Consider the following 17,680-nt stretch of genomic DNA (forward strand, 5'->3'; position numbering starts at 1 on the left):
TGGCTTCAGGTCACGGAAATCGGCGGCCAGTATCCTCGGGTCACCGCCAAACACCAATAGCCCTATTAACAATAAGGGTTGCTTGAGCGCATGGAGCACTTCAGCAACCGGCACAGGAAATTCTCCATGAACAGCCGCTTCAAGGCTTGGCGTCATCCGCTCATCGTCACCCTGCCGCTGCTGGCGATCCTCGCCGGCTGCACCGGTGGCGACAGCGCCAAGCCGAAAACCCACGCCCTGGCCACCTACTCCAGCGCCACTTGGGAAGCGTTGCCTGCGGTGTCCGACAGCGATCTGGTGGCCGGTTTCGGTTCGTGGCGCAGCGCCTGCACCCGGCTCAAGGCTGACCCGGTCTGGGGCCCGACCTGTGCAGCCGCCGCCAATGTCCCGCAAAGTGCCGGCGACATCCGCGCCTTCCTCAAGCAGAACCTCGACGTCTTCGGCCTGCGCGCCGAAAACGACAATCCCAACGGCCTGATCACCGGCTACTACGAACCGGTCTATCCCGGCAGCCTGACGCAAACCGCCACCGCCACCGTGCCGGTGTATGGCGTGCCCGAAGACATGATCATTGTCTCGCTGGACAGTATTTACCCGGAACTCAAAGGCAAGCGCCTGCGTGGCCGCCTCGAAGGTCGCGTGCTCAAGCCTTACGACGATGCGGCGACCATCGAAAGCCAAGGCGCCAAGGCGCCGGTCGTGGCGTGGCTGACCGATCCAATGAACCTGCAATTCCTGCAGATTCAAGGTTCGGGGCGGATTCAGACCGATGACGGTCGCCAGCTGCGCATCGCCTACGCCGACCAGAATGGTCACCCGTACCGACCGATCGGCCGCTGGCTGGTGGAACAGGGCGAGCTGAAAAAAGAAGAGGTGACCATGGGCGCGATCAGCAACTGGGCCAAGGCCAACCCATCGCGCATTCCGGAACTGCTGGCGAGCAATCCGAGCTACGTGTTTTTCACCCGCAACCCGGACAGCAACGAAGGGCCGCGCGGCTCGCTGAATGTGCCGCTGACCGCCGGTTACAGCGCGGCAGTGGACCGCAAGGTGATTCCGCTGGGCAGCCTGTTGTGGCTGTCGACCACTCGCCCCGACGGCACGCCGCTGGTACGCCCGGTGGCTGCGCAGGACACTGGCGGCGCGATTGCCGGTGAGGTTCGCGCGGATCTGTTCTGGGGCACCGGCGATGCCGCCGGGCAACTGGCGGGCGACATGAAACAGCAAGGACAGATCTGGATGCTCTGGCCGAAAGGCGCGGCGTTGCCGCAAGTGCCGCAGGTAGCCGACAAGCCGTAAGCACAATGCAAAAGATCGCAGGCCTCGTCAGCCTGCGATCTTTTCAGGTTCAGATCGAAACGAAGAAGAAGCTGGCAATCAGCACCATCCCGACAAACCAGACCAACGAGCGCAAAGCCGCCCAGTCCGCCAGATAGCAAATGATGTAGAGCAGTCGACTGGTGATGAACAGCACCGCCAGCACATTGACCGTCACCAGCTCTGCCGTGCCCACCAGGTGCGCGACGATCACCGCCGCCGCAAACGCCGGGGTCACTTCAAAACTGTTCAGCTGCGCCGCATGGGCACGGCGCGCCACGCCATCCACGCTGTCCAGAAAGTCCCGGGGATCATGATTGTCCCGCAGTCTGAAACCACCCGAGGCCTTGGCCACGACGGTGCACAGATAGGGCAGAAAAATCGCGATCAACACACACCACAAAGCCACCGTCATAACACCGTCCTTCTTTCGAGTTTTAGAGTTGCCGGGCGCTCAGAACTTCATCACCAACATGCCGATCAGCACCAGCCCACAGGCTAAGAGCCGCGGCCGGCCGAAAGGTTCTTTCAGGTAACGCATGCCGAACAGCACCACCAGGATCACGCTGATTTCACGCAACGCCGCTGCTTCGGCAATCGAGCCCAACTGCATCGCCCACAGCACCAGAGCGTAGCTGAACAACACGCAGAACCCGACCGCCAGTCCCAGCTTCCATTGCTCGCGCCAGAACAGCTTGAACGCCGGCCGCTTGGCCACCCACGCCAGCAACGGGAAAGGCCAGGCACTGAGCAGCGTGACCCAGACCAGGTAATCCAGCGGATGCGACCAGCGCCGCAACGCCTGACCGTCGATGTAGGTGTAGCAACCGATGCACAAGCCGATCAGCGCCACTACCGGCAGCATCGCCCACGGCAAATGTTTCCCGCCGCCGCCCTGCCAGAGCAGGCAAGCCATGCCCAGCGGGATCAACAGGATTCCGAAGATTTGCTGGGTGGTCAGCACTTCGCCGGCGAAGATCAGGGTCAGCGCCAGCACCACCAGCGGCGACAATCCGCGCATCAACGGATAGACCAGCCCCAGGTCGCCGACCCGATAGGCCTGGATCAACAGGTAGCGATAAAGCAGCTCGAACGCCGCCGACGCCAGAATCCACGGCCAGATTTCCGCCGGCGGCAGGCTGATGAAAGGCATCGCCAGCGCCACGAACAACAGCGCCACGGTGTCCATGCAGGCCACCACCAGCAGCCGTTCGGCGCTGAACTTGATCAACGTGTTCCACGCTGCGTGCAACAGCGCCGCCACCAACACCAGAGCTGTCGCCAGCACGTGCCACTCCTTTGTTCTTGTTGTTGAACCTGAGCCAATTAGTCAGATTATTGATTCGCGATGTGTCAGCAGCTGTTTATACTGCAAGCGACCACGCCGCACTCAGTTGCGCACAGATAAATTCCAATAATTCCTGCCTGCCCCGTTCTCGCCCGAGACCGGTCGCCGGCCTGCGTATGCCTGATCAAAGCGTCAAGACTACCGACAGAGACCTTGCGCATGCCACTCGCTTTGCTTGCACTCGCTGTTGCCGCTTTCGGCATCGGCACCACTGAATTCGTCATCATGGGCCTGCTGCCCGATGTCGCCCGCGACCTCGCGGTGAGCATTCCCCACGCTGGCCTGTTGATCACCGGCTACGCCCTGGGCGTAGTGTTCGGTGCGCCGATCCTCGCGATCGGCACCGCCAACATGCCACGCAAGGCCACGTTGCTGGGCATGACGCTGATGTTCATCCTCGGCAACGTGCTGTGCGCACTGGCGCCGAACTACGCAACGCTGATGGCGGCGCGAGTGGTCACCGCGCTGTGCCACGGGGCGTTCTTCGGCATCGGTTCGGTAGTGGCCGCCGGGCTGGTCGCACCGAACAAGCGGGCGCAGGCGATTGCCATGATGTTCACCGGCCTGACCCTGGCCAACGTTCTCGGCGTACCGCTGGGCACCGCGCTCGGCCAGTACGCCGGCTGGCGTTCGACCTTCTGGGCGGTCTCGGTGATCGGTGTGATCGCCGCCCTCGCCCAATGGCTGTGGTTGCCGAAACATATCCCGATGGACAAGGCCAACCTCGCCAGCGAGTTCAAGGTGCTGGGCAAGGTCAACGTGTTGCTGGCACTGGGCATGAGCGTGCTGGCATCCACCAGCCTGTTCAGCGTGTTCACCTACATCGCGCCGATTCTGCAGGACATCACCGGCGTAAGCCCTCACGGCGTGACGGTGATGCTGCTGTTGTTCGGTGTCGGTTTGACCGGCGGCAGCATGCTCGGCGGACGCCTGGCCGACAGCCGCCTGCTGCCGTCGCTGGTGGGTGTTGCGCTGGCGGTGGTGGTGATTCTGGCGGCGTTCAGCCAGACCAGTCGCTCGGTGGTTCCGGCGGCAATCACATTGGTGCTGTGGGGGATTTTTGCCTTCGCCCTGTGTCCGATCCTGCAACTGCTGATCATCGATCAGGCGCATGAAGCACCGAACCTCGGTTCGACCCTGAACCAGAGCGCGTTCAACCTCGGCAATGCGGCCGGCGCTTGGATCGGCGGATTGGTGGTGGCCAGTGGCGCGGATCTGGCGGACCTGCCGTGGACCGGCGCGCTGGTAGGCGTGCTGACCGTGCTGACGGCGCTGTTTTTCATCTACCTGCAACGTCGGGGTGTCGCTGCGGTCAATGTGTCCGGCTGATTTTCCCGGGGGACACAATTGTGTCCCCACCCGCCGTCAGCCCATCCAACCCTTGCGTCCATGAATGGGCGCGCTGTCTTTTCACCCCCCATCCAAAGGACCCCGGATGCTTGAACTCGTCGCCGCTTTCATCTGCCTCACCACCCTCCTCACCTTTGTGAATTTCCGCTTCATCGGCCTGCCCCCGACCATCGGCGTGATGGTTACCGCACTGATGTTTTCCCTGTTGCTGCAAGGCTTGAGCCTGCTCGGTTACCCCGGTCTGGAAGAGCGCGTGCAGCAACTGATCGGCCAGATCGACTTCGGCGATCTGCTGATGAACTGGATGCTCTCGTTCCTGCTGTTCGCCGGCGCCTTGCACGTGAACCTGAACGACCTGCGCAGCTACCGTTGGCCCATCGGCCTGCTGGCGACCTTCGGCGTACTGATCGCCACCGCCGTGATCGGCAGCCTCGCCTATTACATTTTTGCCCTGTTCGGCTGGCACGTGAGCTTCCTCTACTGCCTGTTGTTCGGCGCGCTGATTTCCCCGACCGACCCGATTGCGGTCCTCGGCGTGCTGCGTACGGCCAATGCCTCGAAGCCGCTGAAGACCACCATCGTCGGCGAATCGCTGTTCAACGACGGCACCGCCGTAGTGGTGTTCACCGTGCTGCTGGGCATCGCGCAACTGGGCGAAACCCCGACTATCGGCGCCACGGCCATGCTGTTTGCTCATGAAGCCATCGGTGGCGTGCTGTTCGGCGGGCTGATCGGTTATCTGGTGTACCTGATGATCAAGAGCATCGAGCAGCACCAGATCGAAGTCATGCTGACCCTGGCCTTGGTGATCGGCGGTTCGGCGATGGCCACCGAGCTGCACGTGTCTGCGCCGATTGCGATGGTGGTCGCCGGTCTGATCATCGGCAACCTCGGTCGCAACCTGGCGATGAACGACATGACGCGCAAATATATGGACGGTTTCTGGGAGTTGCTCGACGACATGCTCAACGCCTTGCTGTTCGCGCTGATCGGGATGGAGCTGTTGCTGCTGCCGTTCAACTGGCTGCACGTGGCGGCGGCGAGTTTGCTGGCGCTGGCGATTCTGCTGTCGCGCCTGCTCACCGTGGCCCCGGCCATCGTCTTGCTGCGGCGCTGGCGCACGGTGCCGCGCGGCACGATCCGGATCCTGACCTGGGGCGGATTGCGCGGCGGTGTTTCGGTGGCACTGGCCCTGGCCCTGCCGTTGGGCCCGGAGCGCGATCTGCTGCTGAGCATCACTTACATCGTGGTGCTGTCGTCGATCCTGTTGCAGGGCCTGACCATCGGCAAACTGGTCAAGCACGCAACCCGCGATGAGCCGGCGACCGCTGCCGAGCCCGCGCACCATTGATCATTTCTTGATCCGCTGCGGATCGGGCTTTTCGGCCTGGTCCGCAGATTCCTTCGGCGCATCCGTTTCTTTCGGCGCACCGCTTTCACTGCGGATCTGCGCATGACTGATCAGGGCAAAGATGAAACTGCCGCCGATGATGTTTCCCGCCAGCGTCGGCCCGGCAAACACCGCCCAGAAGTCACTCCACGGCAACTCGCCGGCAAACACCAGATACGACACCTCCGCCGACCCCACCACGATGTGAGTGAAATCGCCCAGTGCCATCAGATAGGTGATGAGGATGATGATCCACATCTTCGCGCTTTCCATGGACGGGATCATCCAGACCATGGTGGCGATCATCCAGCCCGAGACGATGCCCTTGGCGAACATCTGACTCGCATGGTTCTCCATGACCTTGCGGCCGATTTCGAGGAAGGCCTCGTCGGTCTTGCTGTCGAAGATCGGCAGTTCGAGCATCACGTACGCCACCAGAATCGTCCCGCACAGGTTGCCGAACAGCACCACGGTCCAGAGCCGGATCAACCGGCCGAAATTGGCCAGGGTCGGCTTGGTCATCACCGGCAGCACGGCGGTCAGGGTATTTTCGGTAAACAGTTGCTGGCGGGCGAGAATCACCGCGAGAAAGCCTGCGCAGTAGCCGAAGCTGGCAATCACTTTGAATTCGTCGCCGTCGGGCAGACGCGAGTTGAGCAGGCCCATGCCCATCAGCGACAGGCCCATGGTCAGCCCGGCTGCCAGCGCCGACCACCACAGCGCGGCGATGCTGCGCTCCAGTTCCTGGTCGCCTTGTTTGCGGATGATTTCATGCAGGACCGCCGCCCGGGGCGGCTGGTTTTTCTCGACTTCGTGTTGTTCCTTGGCCGAGAGGTCGGGGGTCTTGCCGTCTGTTGGGGTGGTCATGGCGTGGGAACCGTAGAGGGGCTTTTAGCTACGACCCCTGCGGTTCATGGCTGTTCAGTAGCCAGATAAATCTTCGGTGACTGCACAACCGCTTTCGCGAGCAAGCCCGCTCCCACAGTTGACCGAGTTGCGGGAGGAGCACGGGGTCTAATGTGGGAGCGGGCTTGCTCGCGATGGGGGCACCGCCGATATCATTCGGTAACGGGCACGTCATCCTTGAACTGGTCTTTTACGTACCTGATTTCGGTTCGCCCGTGCGGCGCCGGCAGGCCGTCTTCGCCGAGGTTGACGAAGACCATCTTCTCGACGGTCAGGATGCTCTTGCGGGTGATCTTGTTGCGCACTTCGCAGGTCAGGGTGATCGAGGTGCGGCCGAACTCGGTGGCGGTGATGCCCAGTTCGATGATGTCGCCCTGGCGCGAGGCGCTGACGAAGTTGATTTCGGAAATGTACTTGGTCACCACACGCTGGTTGCCCAGTTGAACGATGGCGTAGATCGCCGCTTCCTCGTCGATCCAGCGCAGCAGGCTGCCGCCGAACAGGGTGCCGTTGGGGTTGAGGTCTTCGGGTTTTACCCACTTGCGGGTGTGGAAATTCATCTTCACTCCTGAGCGTCTTGCCGAATGATGGCGCCATCTTGGCAGACTGAGCGGTCATGCTCCATGAGGCTTCTACTATGGTCGCGATTGGCGATCTTCATCTGGCCGACAGAAACCCTTTGGAAGATCAGTCTAGACGGCTATAATCGCCCCCGTTTCAAAACGGTAACCTTCACTTGCTACCGTTTTCCCGCCACCTGTCCGAGGGGCGCTGCAGCAGGTTCAACCTGTCAGGCTCGGATGGGGCGTTGACCGGCTCAGGCCGGACACTAAACGCACAACGGCGCCCATTCGCATACATTACGAATGGAGGCTCTTCATGAGCGCTGTTATCACGCCTGCCGATTTTAACGATTACAAAGTTGCCGACATGTCCCTGGCTGCCTGGGGCCGTCGCGAAACCATCATCGCCGAATCGGAAATGCCGGCCCTGATGGGTCTGCGCCGCAAGTACGCTTCCGAGCAGCCTTTGAAAGGCGCAAAAATCCTCGGCTGCATCCACATGACCATTCAGACCGCCGTGCTGATCGAAACCCTGGTTGCCCTGGGTGCCGAAGTGCGCTGGTCGTCCTGCAACATTTTTTCGACTCAGGACCAGGCCGCCGCTTCCATCGCCGCTGCCGGCATCCCGGTTTTCGCCTGGAAAGGCGAGACTGAAGAAGAGTACGAGTGGTGCCTGGAGCAGACCATCCTGAAGGATGGCCAGCCATGGGACGCCAACATGATCCTCGACGACGGCGGCGACCTGACCGAGCTGCTGCACAAGAAATACCCACAGGTTCTGGACCGCGTCCACGGCGTGACCGAAGAAACCACCACCGGCGTACACCGTCTGCTGGACATGCTGGCCAAGGGCGAGCTGAAAATCCCGGCCATCAACGTCAACGACTCGGTGACCAAGTCCAAGAACGACAACAAGTACGGCTGCCGTCACAGCCTGAACGATGCCATCAAGCGCGGCACCGACCACTTGCTGTCCGGCAAGCAAGCGCTGGTCATCGGCTACGGTGACGTGGGCAAGGGTTCGGCCCAGTCCCTGCGTCAGGAAGGCATGATCGTTAAGGTTTCCGAAGTCGACCCGATCTGCGCCATGCAAGCCTGCATGGACGGTTTCGAACTGGTTTCGCCGTTCATCGACGGTATCAACGACGGCACTGAAGCGAGCATCGACAAAGCGCTGCTGGGCAAGATCGACCTGATCGTGACCACCACCGGTAACGTCAACGTTTGCGACGCAAACATGCTCAAAGCCCTGAAGAAGCGCGCCGTTGTCTGCAACATCGGTCACTTCGACAACGAAATCGACACCGCTTTCATGCGCAAGAACTGGGCATGGGAAGAAGTGAAGCCACAGGTACACAAGATCCACCGTACTGGTGCTGGCTCGTTCGACCCACAGAACGACGACTACCTGATCCTGCTGGCCGAAGGCCGTCTGGTGAACCTGGGCAACGCTACCGGTCACCCAAGCCGCATCATGGACGGTTCGTTCGCCAACCAGGTGCTGGCGCAGATCTTCCTGTTTGGCCAGAAGTACGCCGACCTGTCGCCAGCCCAGAAAGCCGAGCGCCTGACCGTTGAAGTACTGCCGAAGAAACTCGACGAAGAAGTGGCCCTGGAAATGGTTCGCGGCTTCGGCGGTGTGGTCACTCAACTGACCAAGCAACAGGCTGACTACATCGGCGTGACCGTCGAAGGCCCGTTCAAGCCGCACGCTTACCGCTACTGATTGACGCGGCGGCCTGCTCTCCCTGTGGGAGCGGGCTTGCTCGCGAAAGCGGAATGTCATTCAACATTGATGTTGCCTGACCCACCGCTTTCGCGAGCAAGCCCGCTCCCACATCGGCGGTGCAAGCCTCACAGGCTTCGTGTTTCCAAGGGTATTCCCATGTCCCAAGACCGTCGCTACAGCTTCGAGTTCTTCCCGACCAAGACCGATGCTGGGCATGAAAAACTGCTCGCCACTGCCCGTCAGTTGGCCACCTACAACCCTGACTTCTTTTCCTGCACCTACGGCGCGGGCGGTTCGACCCGTGACCGCACGCTGAACACCGTGTTGCAGCTGGAAAGCGAAGTCAAAATCCCCGCCGCCCCGCACCTGTCGTGCGTCGGCGACAGCAAGGACGACCTGCGCGGCCTGCTGAACGAGTACAAGGCCGCCGGCATCAAGCGCATCGTCGCCCTGCGCGGTGACCTGCCGTCCGGCATGGGCATGACCAGCGGCGAGCTGCGTCACGCCAATGAACTGGTTGAATTCATTCGTGAAGAAACCGGCAATCATTTCCACATCGAAGTCGCCGCCTACCCGGAGATGCACCCGCAAGCGCGCAACTACGAGGACGATCTCGCCAACTTCGTGCGCAAGGCCCGTGCCGGCGCCGACAGCGCGATCACTCAGTACTTCTTCAACGCCGACAGCTACTTCTACTTTGTCGACCGTTTGCAGGCGCTGGGCGTGGACATTCCGGTCGTGCCGGGGATCATGCCGATCACCAACTACAGCAAACTCGCGCGTTTCTCCGATGCCTGCGGTGCGGAAATCCCGCGCTGGATTCGCAAGCAGCTGGAAGCCTACGGCGATGACAGCCAAAGCATTCAGCGTTTTGGCGAACAAGTCGTCACGGAAATGTGCGAACGCCTGCTGCAAGGCGGCGCACCCGGCCTGCACTTCTATTCCATGAACCAGGCCGAACCGAGTCTGGCGATCTGGAATAACCTGAAGCTGCCGCGCTAAAAAGACGTCACCGCAGGACCAGAAGATCGTAGCCGCGACAGCGCCAACAGCGTTTTCGCCGCTGCGATCTTTTGCTTTTAACGCCCGAAACAGAGCTTCTGCGGCCAGTTTCTGGCTCTTTGCCGTTTCTCGTCGTAATCTCAAGCCATGCCTTTGATCACGCAGTTATTCGCCGTGCTGGTTTTTGCTTGCCTGAGCTTTGCGGCTCGGGGCGAGAAGCTGCGTATCGTCACCGAACCGTGGGCGCCGTACGTCTATGAACAAGGCGGCAAGAACCTCGGTCTCGATTACGAAACCACCGCCATCGTGTTCAAGCGCCTGGGCATTGAAGTCGAATGGCAGTTCCTGCCGTGGAAACGCTGCCTGTCGATGCTCGAAACCGGCCAGGCCGACGGCGCGCTGGATATCTTCCACAGCGATGAACGCGACGCCACCCTGCTCTATCCGAGCGAACCGCTGTCGGACGTCGAGTTCGTGATGTTTTACGCCAACGACCGCCCGCACCCTTTTCGCAGCCTCGAAGACCTCAAGGGCCTGACCATCGGTACGTCGCCGGGCTATCTGTACAGCCCCGACTTTCGCGAATCGACGCTGTTCACCCGCGAGCCGGCCCCAACCCACGAAGCCAACTTCGGCAAACTGGTGCGCGGGCGTATCGACCTGCTGATTACCGACCGCCGCGTGGGCCAGCATTTGCTCGATGAATTGGATATCCGCAACCAGATCACTGAAAACCCCACGGTCATCAGCCGCCAGAGCCAGTTTCTGGCCGTGCGACGCAATGCGGGGATGGATTTGCTGGTGCAGCGTTTCGGTGCCGAACTGAAGCGTTTCAAGCGCGAACCGGCCTATGCGGAGCTCAGCGCCCGCTACGGCGCAGCCCCCGCCCTGGCGGCACCGCTGGGCAACGCCACCGCCAGCGGCAAAACCGTTGAGCAGCAGGAAAGCGGCGCGCAGTGATTGCTCTGTTATACTCCGGCGTTCCCGCCAGGCTCACGCCCGGACGCCCGGAACCGTAACAGGCCTCCCGACCCGCTACAGCGCAGCTTTTCAGCCCGCGCGAGCGCTCCGGACGTGCCTTCGGAACCGCAGCAGGACCGGACGGGATTGCGTCCTCTTAAACGCCATTCGCGCCAGGCAAGACTCCCATTGGGCCAAGCCCTAACTAAAACAGGATTACTCATGTCCTTTGCTTCCCTCGGTCTCTCCGAGGCTTTGGTCCGCGCTATCGAAGATGCGGGCTATACCGAGCCTACTCCGGTGCAACAGCGGGCCATTCCCGCCGTGTTGCAAGGTCGCGACCTGATGGTTGCGGCTCAGACAGGTACTGGTAAAACCGGCGGTTTCGCCCTTCCGATCCTGGAGCGGCTGTTTCCCAACGGTCACCCGGACAAATCCCAGCGTCACGGCCCGCGCCAACCGCGCGTGCTCGTGCTGACCCCTACCCGCGAACTCGCGGCGCAGGTTCACGACAGTTTCAAGATCTACGCCCGCGACCTGAAATTCGTCAGCGCGTGCATCTTCGGCGGCGTCGGCATGAACCCGCAGGTTCAGGCCATGTCCCGTGGCGTTGACGTGCTGGTGGCGTGCCCCGGTCGTTTGCTCGACCTGTGCGGCCAGGGCAGCGTCGATCTGTCCCACGTCGAAATTCTCGTGCTCGACGAAGCCGACCGCATGCTCGACATGGGCTTCGTCCATGACGTGAAGAAAGTCCTCGCGCGCCTGCCGGCCAAACGCCAGAACCTGCTGTTCTCGGCGACCTTCTCCAAAGACATCACCGATCTTGCCGGCAAGCTGTTGCACAACCCGGAACGCATCGAAGTGACGCCGCCGAACACCACGGTCGAGCGCATCGAACAACGCGTGTTCCGTCTGCCGGCCAGCCACAAGCGTGCGCTGCTGGCCCACCTGATTACCGCCGGAGCGTGGGAACAGGTGCTGGTGTTCACCCGCACCAAGCACGGCGCCAACCGTCTGGCCGAGTACCTGGACAAACACGGCCTGCCGGCTGTGGCGATCCACGGCAACAAGAGCCAGAACGCCCGCACCAAAGCCCTGGCCGACTTCAAGGCCGGTGAAGTGCGCATTTTGGTTGCCACCGACATCGCCGCCCGTGGCCTGGACATCGACCAGTTGCCACACGTGGTCAACTTCGAACTGCCGAACGTCGATGAAGACTATGTGCACCGTATCGGCCGTACCGGCCGGGCCGGTCGTTCGGGCGAGGCGATCTCCCTGGTCGCGCCGGACGAAGAAAAACTGCTGAAAAGCATCGAACGCATGACCAAGCAGAAAATCGCCGACGGCGACCTGATGGGCTTCGATGCCAGCACCATCGAGGCCGAGAAGCCGGAAGCCCGTGAACGTCCGGACATGCGCAACCCGCGCAATGCCCGTGGCCCACGCGGCGACGGCCCGAATGGCGGCGGCGGTGGCGGCGGTCGTAAAGACAAAGGCAAAGACAAGGGCAAGGAAAAACCGGCCGGCGAACGTGGCGAGCGTCCAGCCCGTCAACAGAAGCCGCGTGAAGGCACCCCGGCCCGCGAACAACGCCAGCCAAGCCAGCCGCCACGCGCCGCTGCTGACCGTGCTCCGGACGAATTCCTCGACGACGATATCGATAACTTCGGTAACCGCGTTGATTACGTGCCGAAGCAGGCTCCGGCCGGTGGTCGCAACCGTCGTCCAGGCGCTCCGGCGCAAGGCGCAGGTTCGGGCGCACCACGCGGCGGTCAGTCGCAAGGTCGCCAGAACGGCCCGCGCAACAGCAACGGCTCGAGCACCGGCACCCCGCCAGGCAAACGCAGTGGCCCACGCAACGGTGCTCCGCGTGACGGCCAGGGTCGTCGCGATGAGAACCCGCGCAACCGCCGTCCGGCCCGTGACGACCAGCAACGCGCTGAACCGGCCGTGCAGAACCCGCGCAGCAGCGGCCCGAAGATCATGCACAAGGAATCGAAAGCCGACCGCTTCCCGACGCCTGAGCAGCTGGATCAACTGCCAAGCCGCCCACGCGGTGAAAAACCGGCCTTGCTGACCCGCAATCGCTGAGTTTTCGACTGCAATGAAAAATGCCCCGGCCTGAAAACCGGGGCATTTTTTGTGCGCCGCTGAAACGAAAGTGGCGGCAGGCAATAAAAAACGCCCCCGATCGCAAGACCGGGGGCGTTTTTGTATGGCCGGCGAAAATTACTTCGCTTTGACACCTTCGAACGAGATGTACAGGTCGACTTTGTCAGACTGTGGACCCAGGTCCATCATCTTGCCGAAATCAGAACGCTTGATGCTGGTAGTGCCTTCGAAGCCGGCACGGTAGCCGCCCCATGGATCCTTGCCTTCACCCAGGAAAGTGGCCTTGACCACGATCGGCTTGGTCACGCCGTGCAGGGTCAGGTCACCCGTCACGTCGGCAGTGTCTTTGCCATCGGCGTTCTTGCCGGTGGACTTGACGCTGGTGGAGACGAACTTGGCATCAGCGTATTTGCCCACGTCCAGGAAGTCTTTGCTGGAGATGTGCTTGTCACGCTCGGCGTGGTTGGTGAACACGCTGGCGGTCTTCACGTCGAACTCGATCTTGCTGTCTTCAGGCTTGGCAGCATCGAAGCTGAACTTGCCGCTGATGTCCTTGAAGGTACCGGTGATGTAGCTGTAGCCCAGGTGGCTGATCTTGAAGTCGACGAAGGCGTGCTGGCCTTCTTTGTCGACTACGTAGTCAGCGGCCATCACGTTGGCGGACAGGACGGCAGAGCCGATTGCCAGAGCGGCCAGAGTCTTTTTCAACATGCTTTGTTTTCCTTTGGAGTCGAGGTTGAACATCAGGCTTTGCGTCCCAGCATTCGTGTCAGGGTCGCATCACGATCGATAAAGTGGTGCTTCAATGCTGCCAACGCATGGAGACCGGAAAAAATTACCAGCGCCCACGCCAGCCAGAGATGAATCACACCGGCGGTATCTGCCTGATCCGGTAGTCCGGAAACCAGTGCAGGAACTTCAAACAGGCCAAACACCGGAATCCCGACACCGTCTGCGGTGGAAATCAGGTAACCGGCAATCATCACGGCGAACAGCGCAAGGTAAAGAAACCCATGGCCGAACTTCGCACCGATGCGGGTCATGCGGCTGTAGCTTTGCAACGTTGGCGGCGGTGGACTGACAAAGCGCCACAACACCCGCAACACCATCACACCCAGCAGCACCAGACCGATGCTCTTGTGCAGATCCGGCGCGTCTTTGCGCCAGGTGCTGTAGTAATCCAGCCCCACCATCCACAGACCGAGCGCGAACAGCCCGAAGACCGCCAGCGCCACACCCCAGTGCATGAAGATGCTGACCCAACCGTAGCGCGAAGAAGAGTTACGTAGCTGCATTGCCCAAATCCTGTGAGAACTGCGAACCAAGACTAGCGAGTTATCTATCGAATTAAAGCGGAAAATTTTGCTTTGAAATATCGAGAAATACGATCAAGAGTCTTGAACAGGGGAGTTAAGGAAAGATTAAAGACAAAAGTGTGGCGGGATGTTGTGAATCCCACGCAAAAAAAAGCGCGGCTTGAAAGCCGCGCTTTTTCATTCACCGCAAAGCCTTACTGCGCTTTGGTCTCGGTGGTTGCCGCCGGTTTGGCCGCTGGCTTCTTCGCCGGCTCAGCCTTTTTCGCTGCAGGTTTGGCCGGGGTTTTTTTCGCCTCGGTCTTGGCCGCCGGTTTCTTCGCTGCTGGTTTGGCTGCCGCTTTCTTCGCCGGCTCGGCTTTCACCGGGGCCGCTGGCTTCGGTGCTTCCACCGGGGCTGGCGCAGGGGCCGGAGCCGGTGCAGGCGCTGGAGCGGCTGGAGCAGGTGCCGGCTCTGGCGCTTTCACTGGCTCTGGCTTCTTGTCGTCGTCCGAACCGCCGAACAGGTTGGTGAAGAAGTTGCCTTTCTTCGCCGCTACTGCCGCGCCCGCACCCGCTGCTGCGGCGGTGGCCGCTGCCGGGCCGACTTTGGCCGGTTCGAAGGATTTGCCCGCCGCCAGGTCTTCAACCTGACTGGCTGCACGCTGGCCGGTGCGCAGTGCGCCTTCCAGCGTGCCCGGGTACAAGGTGTCGGTGTGTTCGCCGGCAAACGCTACGCGCTGCAGCGGACGCTCCCACAGGCGCCAGTATTTGCTGATCTGGCCAGGGCCGAAGGCCAGGTAGGAACCACCGGTCGATGGATCGGTGCTGTAGCGACGGATTTCATAACCGGTAAACGAACCACGAGCCTGTGGATAAAACGTGTGCAGGCGAATCAGCACCTGATCGACCATCTGCTTGTCGCCGAAGGCCTGCATGACGCGGGCGTTATCGCCGGACAGGTTGATCACCACGTTGGCGCCGCCCTTCAGGGCCGGCTCGATCCACAACATGCCAAGGCCGGTATTGCTGTAGATCTCGCCGGACATCCGCGCCTTGCTTTCCCATACCGGCGTCTTGAACTTCAGCATGATCTGGTCGCGCCAGCCGTAGTTGGTGCCTTTGATCGCGGCCAGGTGCTGGGCGTCCAGCGCCGGAGTCAGCTGGATCTTGTTGAGGGCGCGCAACGGCACCGCCAGCACCACGTAATCGGCCTGGTAGCCGACGCTGCCGACCTTGACGGTCACGCCGTCCTTGTCCTGGGTGATGGCAGATACTGGCGAGTTGGTCTTGATGGTTTTCAGCTGTTTGACGAAGGCCTGGGCCAGCACCGGGCTGCCACCGACCAGACGCGAAGCGCGCAGGTCACGGTCGGACACACCGCGATACACCCGGCTCTGCTGCGCGAAGTACAGCAGCGACAGGCGCGAAGGCTCGTCGTAGTGGGTGCGGATATCCTGGTTGATCAGCTGACGTGCGGTGGCCGGCAGGTTCTGCTTGTCGAGCCAGCTCGAGACGTTGATCTGATCCAGGGCGTGCAGGGTGTTGGTCGCCGCCGGGTTCTGCGGATCGTCGATCGAGCGCGCCAGATCGTCACGGGTTTTCTCGTAACGCTTCAGCGCTTCAGCCGTGGCAGGCTGTTTGGCGGTCAGGTCGGCGGCGGAGAAATACTCGCCGTCGATCAGGTAACCCGGGGTCCGTACGAATTCAGGGGCCGGCGTGGTGCTCAGCTTGAACGTCGAAACGTACTTGTTCAGCACCGGTTGAGTCTTGTCGTTGCCGATCCACTCGCTGGTGGCCATGCCCGAGCGACCGCCCAGGCTCGGCTTGGCTTCGAGCAGCGTGACCTGCCAGCCCTTGTTCTGCAGTTCGTAAGCCGCCGTCAGGCCCGACAGGCCGCCGCCGATCACGATTGCGGTTTTATCCTTGGCCAGCGCCGTAACGCTGAACAGCCCCAACACCACCAGCGCACAGGCGCGCAGCCAACCGACAGACATTCAGCGAACTCCGGAAATACACGTAGGAAAAAGCAGTTTTGCGGGTCAGACGACCCAAAGAACCGCGAAGAATACGTCAGCCATCAAAACGCCGCCAGCGACGTCTATCGGCCCATACAAAGTAGCTCAATCGACACAATGGGTTGTTCCGGCGCGATGCATTGCATAGGCTTGCGCGATTGTTTGCCCGCGCCTGACGCGAGCCGCCTCGAGGAGACTGAACATGGGCCTGAACAACCAGTGGATGCAACGCGATCTCGCGGTGCTGTGGCATCCCTGCACCCAGATGAAAGACCACGAACAGCTGCCGCTGATCCCGATCAAGCGCGGTGAAGGCGTCTGGCTGGAAGACTTCGAGGGCAAGCGTTATCTGGATGCGGTCAGCTCCTGGTGGGTCAACGTGTTCGGCCACGCCAACCCGCGCATCAACCAGCGCATCAAGGATCAGGTCGATCAACTGGAACACGTGATTCTGGCCGGTTTCAGCCATCAGCCAGTGATCGAACTGTCCGAGCGTCTGGTGAAGATGACGCCGGAAGGCCTGAACCGGGTGTTCTACGCCGATAACGGTTCGTCCTGCATCGAAGTCGCGCTGAAAATGAGCTTTCATTATTGGCTCAACCGCGGTCAGCCGAACAAGAAACGCTTCGTCACCCTGACCAACAGCTACCACGGCGAAACCATGGCGGCGATGTCAGTCGGTGACGTGCCGTTGTTCACCGAAACCTATAAAGCGCTGCTGATGGACACCATCAAGGTGCCGAGCCCGGATTGCTACCTGCGCCCGCAGGGCATGAGCTGGGAAGAGCATTCGCGCAACATGTTCGCGGCCATGGAACAGACGCTGGCGGAAAACCATGACAGCGTCGCTGCGGTGATCGTCGAGCCGCTGATCCAGGGCGCCGGCGGCATGCGCATGTATCACCCGGTGTACCTCAAGCTGCTGCGCGAAGCCTGCGACCGTTACGGCGTGCATCTGATCCACGACGAAATCGCCGTCGGCTTCGGCCGCACCGGGACGATGTTCGCCTGCGAACAGGCCGGCATCCGCCCGGACTTCCTGTGCCTGTCGAAAGCCCTGACCGGCGGCTATCTGCCATTGGCCGCGTGCCTGACCACCGACGAGGTGTACAGCGCGTTCTACGACGACTACCCGACCCTGCGCGCCTTCCTGCATTCGCACAGCTACACCGGCAACCCACTGGCGTGTGCGGCGGCGTTGGCGACTTTGGATATCTTCGAACAGGACAACGTGATCGAGAACAACCGGGCGTTGGCTCAACGCATGGCTTCGGCCACGGCGCATCTGGTGGATCATCCGAATGTTTCGGAAGTCCGGCAGACCGGCATGGTCCTGGCGATCGAGATGGTCAAGGACAAAGCCACGAAAGAGGCTTATCCGTGGCAGGAACGTCGCGGCCTGAAGGTGTTCCAGCATGCGCTGGAGCGTGGCGCGTTGCTGCGCCCGCTGGGCAGCGTGGTGTATTTCCTGCCGCCGTACGTGATCACCCCGGAGCAGATCGACTTCCTCGCCGAAGTCGCCAGCGAAGGCATCGACATCGCCACTCGTGACAGCGTCAGTGTGGCGGTGCCGAAGGATTTCCATCCCGGGTTTCGTGATCCGGGCTGATCCAAATTATTCAAGATCTGTGGTGCCTGGACTTCCGCTTTCGCGAGCAAGCCCGCTCCCACATTTGGAATGCATTTCCCTGTG

15 protein-coding genes and 1 riboswitch are annotated in these 17,680 nt (G+C 61.4%); of the genes, 8 read left to right on the forward strand and 7 right to left on the reverse strand.

What is annotated here, in order from left to right; translation table 11 throughout:
- Window positions 1–126: 126 nt before the first annotated feature.
- Complete coding sequence (locus tag K3819_RS27110; protein WP_221398253.1) at window positions 127–1,299, forward strand: murein transglycosylase A; 1,173 nt, start codon at window positions 127–129, stop codon at window positions 1,297–1,299.
- 49 nt (window positions 1,300–1,348) lie between these two features.
- Here K3819_RS27110 and K3819_RS27115 read toward each other — a convergent pair whose 3' ends face one another.
- Both K3819_RS27115 and K3819_RS27120 read right to left on the reverse strand, forming a co-directional pair.
- The gene (locus K3819_RS27115; protein ID WP_039767967.1) at window positions 1,349–1,732 is read right to left on the reverse strand and encodes an MAPEG family protein; all 384 of its coding nucleotides are present in this window, start codon (window positions 1,730–1,732) and stop codon (window positions 1,349–1,351) included.
- 39 nt (window positions 1,733–1,771) lie between these two features.
- Window positions 1,772–2,605, reverse strand: coding sequence for an EamA family transporter (locus tag K3819_RS27120; RefSeq protein ID WP_064600018.1), 834 nt, complete (start codon window positions 2,603–2,605; stop codon window positions 1,772–1,774).
- Window positions 2,606–2,824: 219 nt separating this feature from the next.
- On the opposite strand from K3819_RS27120, the gene K3819_RS27125 reads away from it, so the two are divergent.
- Window positions 2,825–3,994 carry an MFS transporter gene (locus K3819_RS27125; RefSeq protein ID WP_007959692.1) on the forward strand — a complete coding sequence of 390 codons (1,170 nt, stop codon included), beginning with the start codon at window positions 2,825–2,827 and terminating at the stop codon, window positions 3,992–3,994.
- A gap of 106 nt (window positions 3,995–4,100) precedes the next feature.
- Window positions 4,101–5,366, forward strand: coding sequence for a sodium:proton antiporter (locus tag K3819_RS27130; protein ID WP_221398254.1), 1,266 nt, complete (start codon window positions 4,101–4,103; stop codon window positions 5,364–5,366).
- On the opposite strand, the gene K3819_RS27135 is transcribed toward K3819_RS27130, so the two are convergent.
- Both K3819_RS27135 and K3819_RS27140 read right to left on the reverse strand, forming a co-directional pair.
- Complete coding sequence (locus K3819_RS27135) at window positions 5,367–6,272, reverse strand: formate/nitrite transporter family protein (RefSeq protein WP_085646948.1); 906 nt, start codon at window positions 6,270–6,272, stop codon at window positions 5,367–5,369.
- A 191-nt stretch (window positions 6,273–6,463) separates the two neighbouring features.
- A complete protein-coding gene (locus K3819_RS27140) occupies window positions 6,464–6,871 on the reverse strand; it encodes an acyl-CoA thioesterase (RefSeq protein ID WP_011336338.1) in 408 nt (135 codons plus the stop codon).
- Between the two features lie 197 nt (window positions 6,872–7,068).
- Window positions 7,069–7,167, forward strand: a riboswitch (S-adenosyl-L-homocysteine riboswitch).
- Between the two features lie 23 nt (window positions 7,168–7,190).
- Between K3819_RS27140 and ahcY the strand changes: the two genes are divergently transcribed.
- The 4 genes from ahcY to K3819_RS27160 all read left to right on the forward strand — a co-directional run bounded on the left by ahcY (window position 7,191) and on the right by K3819_RS27160 (window position 12,656).
- Window positions 7,191–8,600: an adenosylhomocysteinase gene (gene ahcY / locus K3819_RS27145; protein ID WP_039767963.1), complete on the forward strand. Its 1,410-nt coding sequence runs from the start codon at window positions 7,191–7,193 to the stop codon at window positions 8,598–8,600.
- Between the two features lie 159 nt (window positions 8,601–8,759).
- Complete coding sequence (gene metF / locus K3819_RS27150; RefSeq protein ID WP_007959683.1) at window positions 8,760–9,605, forward strand: methylenetetrahydrofolate reductase [NAD(P)H]; 846 nt, start codon at window positions 8,760–8,762, stop codon at window positions 9,603–9,605.
- Window positions 9,606–9,752: 147 nt separating this feature from the next.
- Entirely contained in the window at window positions 9,753–10,565 is an 813-nt protein-coding gene (locus K3819_RS27155; RefSeq protein ID WP_221398255.1) for an ABC transporter substrate-binding protein, read from the forward strand.
- Window positions 10,566–10,787: 222 nt separating this feature from the next.
- Window positions 10,788–12,656, forward strand: a complete 1,869-nt coding sequence (locus K3819_RS27160; protein ID WP_064600025.1) for a DEAD/DEAH box helicase — start codon at window positions 10,788–10,790, stop codon at window positions 12,654–12,656.
- Between the two features lie 138 nt (window positions 12,657–12,794).
- On the opposite strand, the gene K3819_RS27165 is transcribed toward K3819_RS27160, so the two are convergent.
- The 3 genes from K3819_RS27165 to K3819_RS27175 form a co-directional block, all read right to left on the reverse strand.
- Complete coding sequence (locus tag K3819_RS27165) at window positions 12,795–13,388, reverse strand: YceI family protein (protein ID WP_039768113.1); 594 nt, start codon at window positions 13,386–13,388, stop codon at window positions 12,795–12,797.
- 32 nt (window positions 13,389–13,420) lie between these two features.
- Window positions 13,421–13,972: a cytochrome b gene (locus K3819_RS27170; protein ID WP_074692051.1), complete on the reverse strand. Its 552-nt coding sequence runs from the start codon at window positions 13,970–13,972 to the stop codon at window positions 13,421–13,423.
- A 215-nt stretch (window positions 13,973–14,187) separates the two neighbouring features.
- Window positions 14,188–15,966 (reverse strand): flavin monoamine oxidase family protein, encoded by a 1,779-nt coding sequence (locus K3819_RS27175; RefSeq protein ID WP_221398256.1) that lies wholly within the window; start codon window positions 15,964–15,966, stop codon window positions 14,188–14,190.
- 223 nt (window positions 15,967–16,189) lie between these two features.
- Here K3819_RS27175 and K3819_RS27180 point away from each other — a divergent pair, with 223 nt between their 5' ends.
- Complete coding sequence (locus K3819_RS27180) at window positions 16,190–17,596, forward strand: adenosylmethionine--8-amino-7-oxononanoate transaminase (RefSeq protein ID WP_085611958.1); 1,407 nt, start codon at window positions 16,190–16,192, stop codon at window positions 17,594–17,596.
- The last annotated feature ends 84 nt before the right edge of the window (window positions 17,597–17,680 follow it).

Source organism: Pseudomonas sp. 3-2 (assembly GCF_019710535.1).
GTDB lineage: Bacteria > Pseudomonadota > Gammaproteobacteria > Pseudomonadales > Pseudomonadaceae > Aquipseudomonas > Aquipseudomonas pharyngis.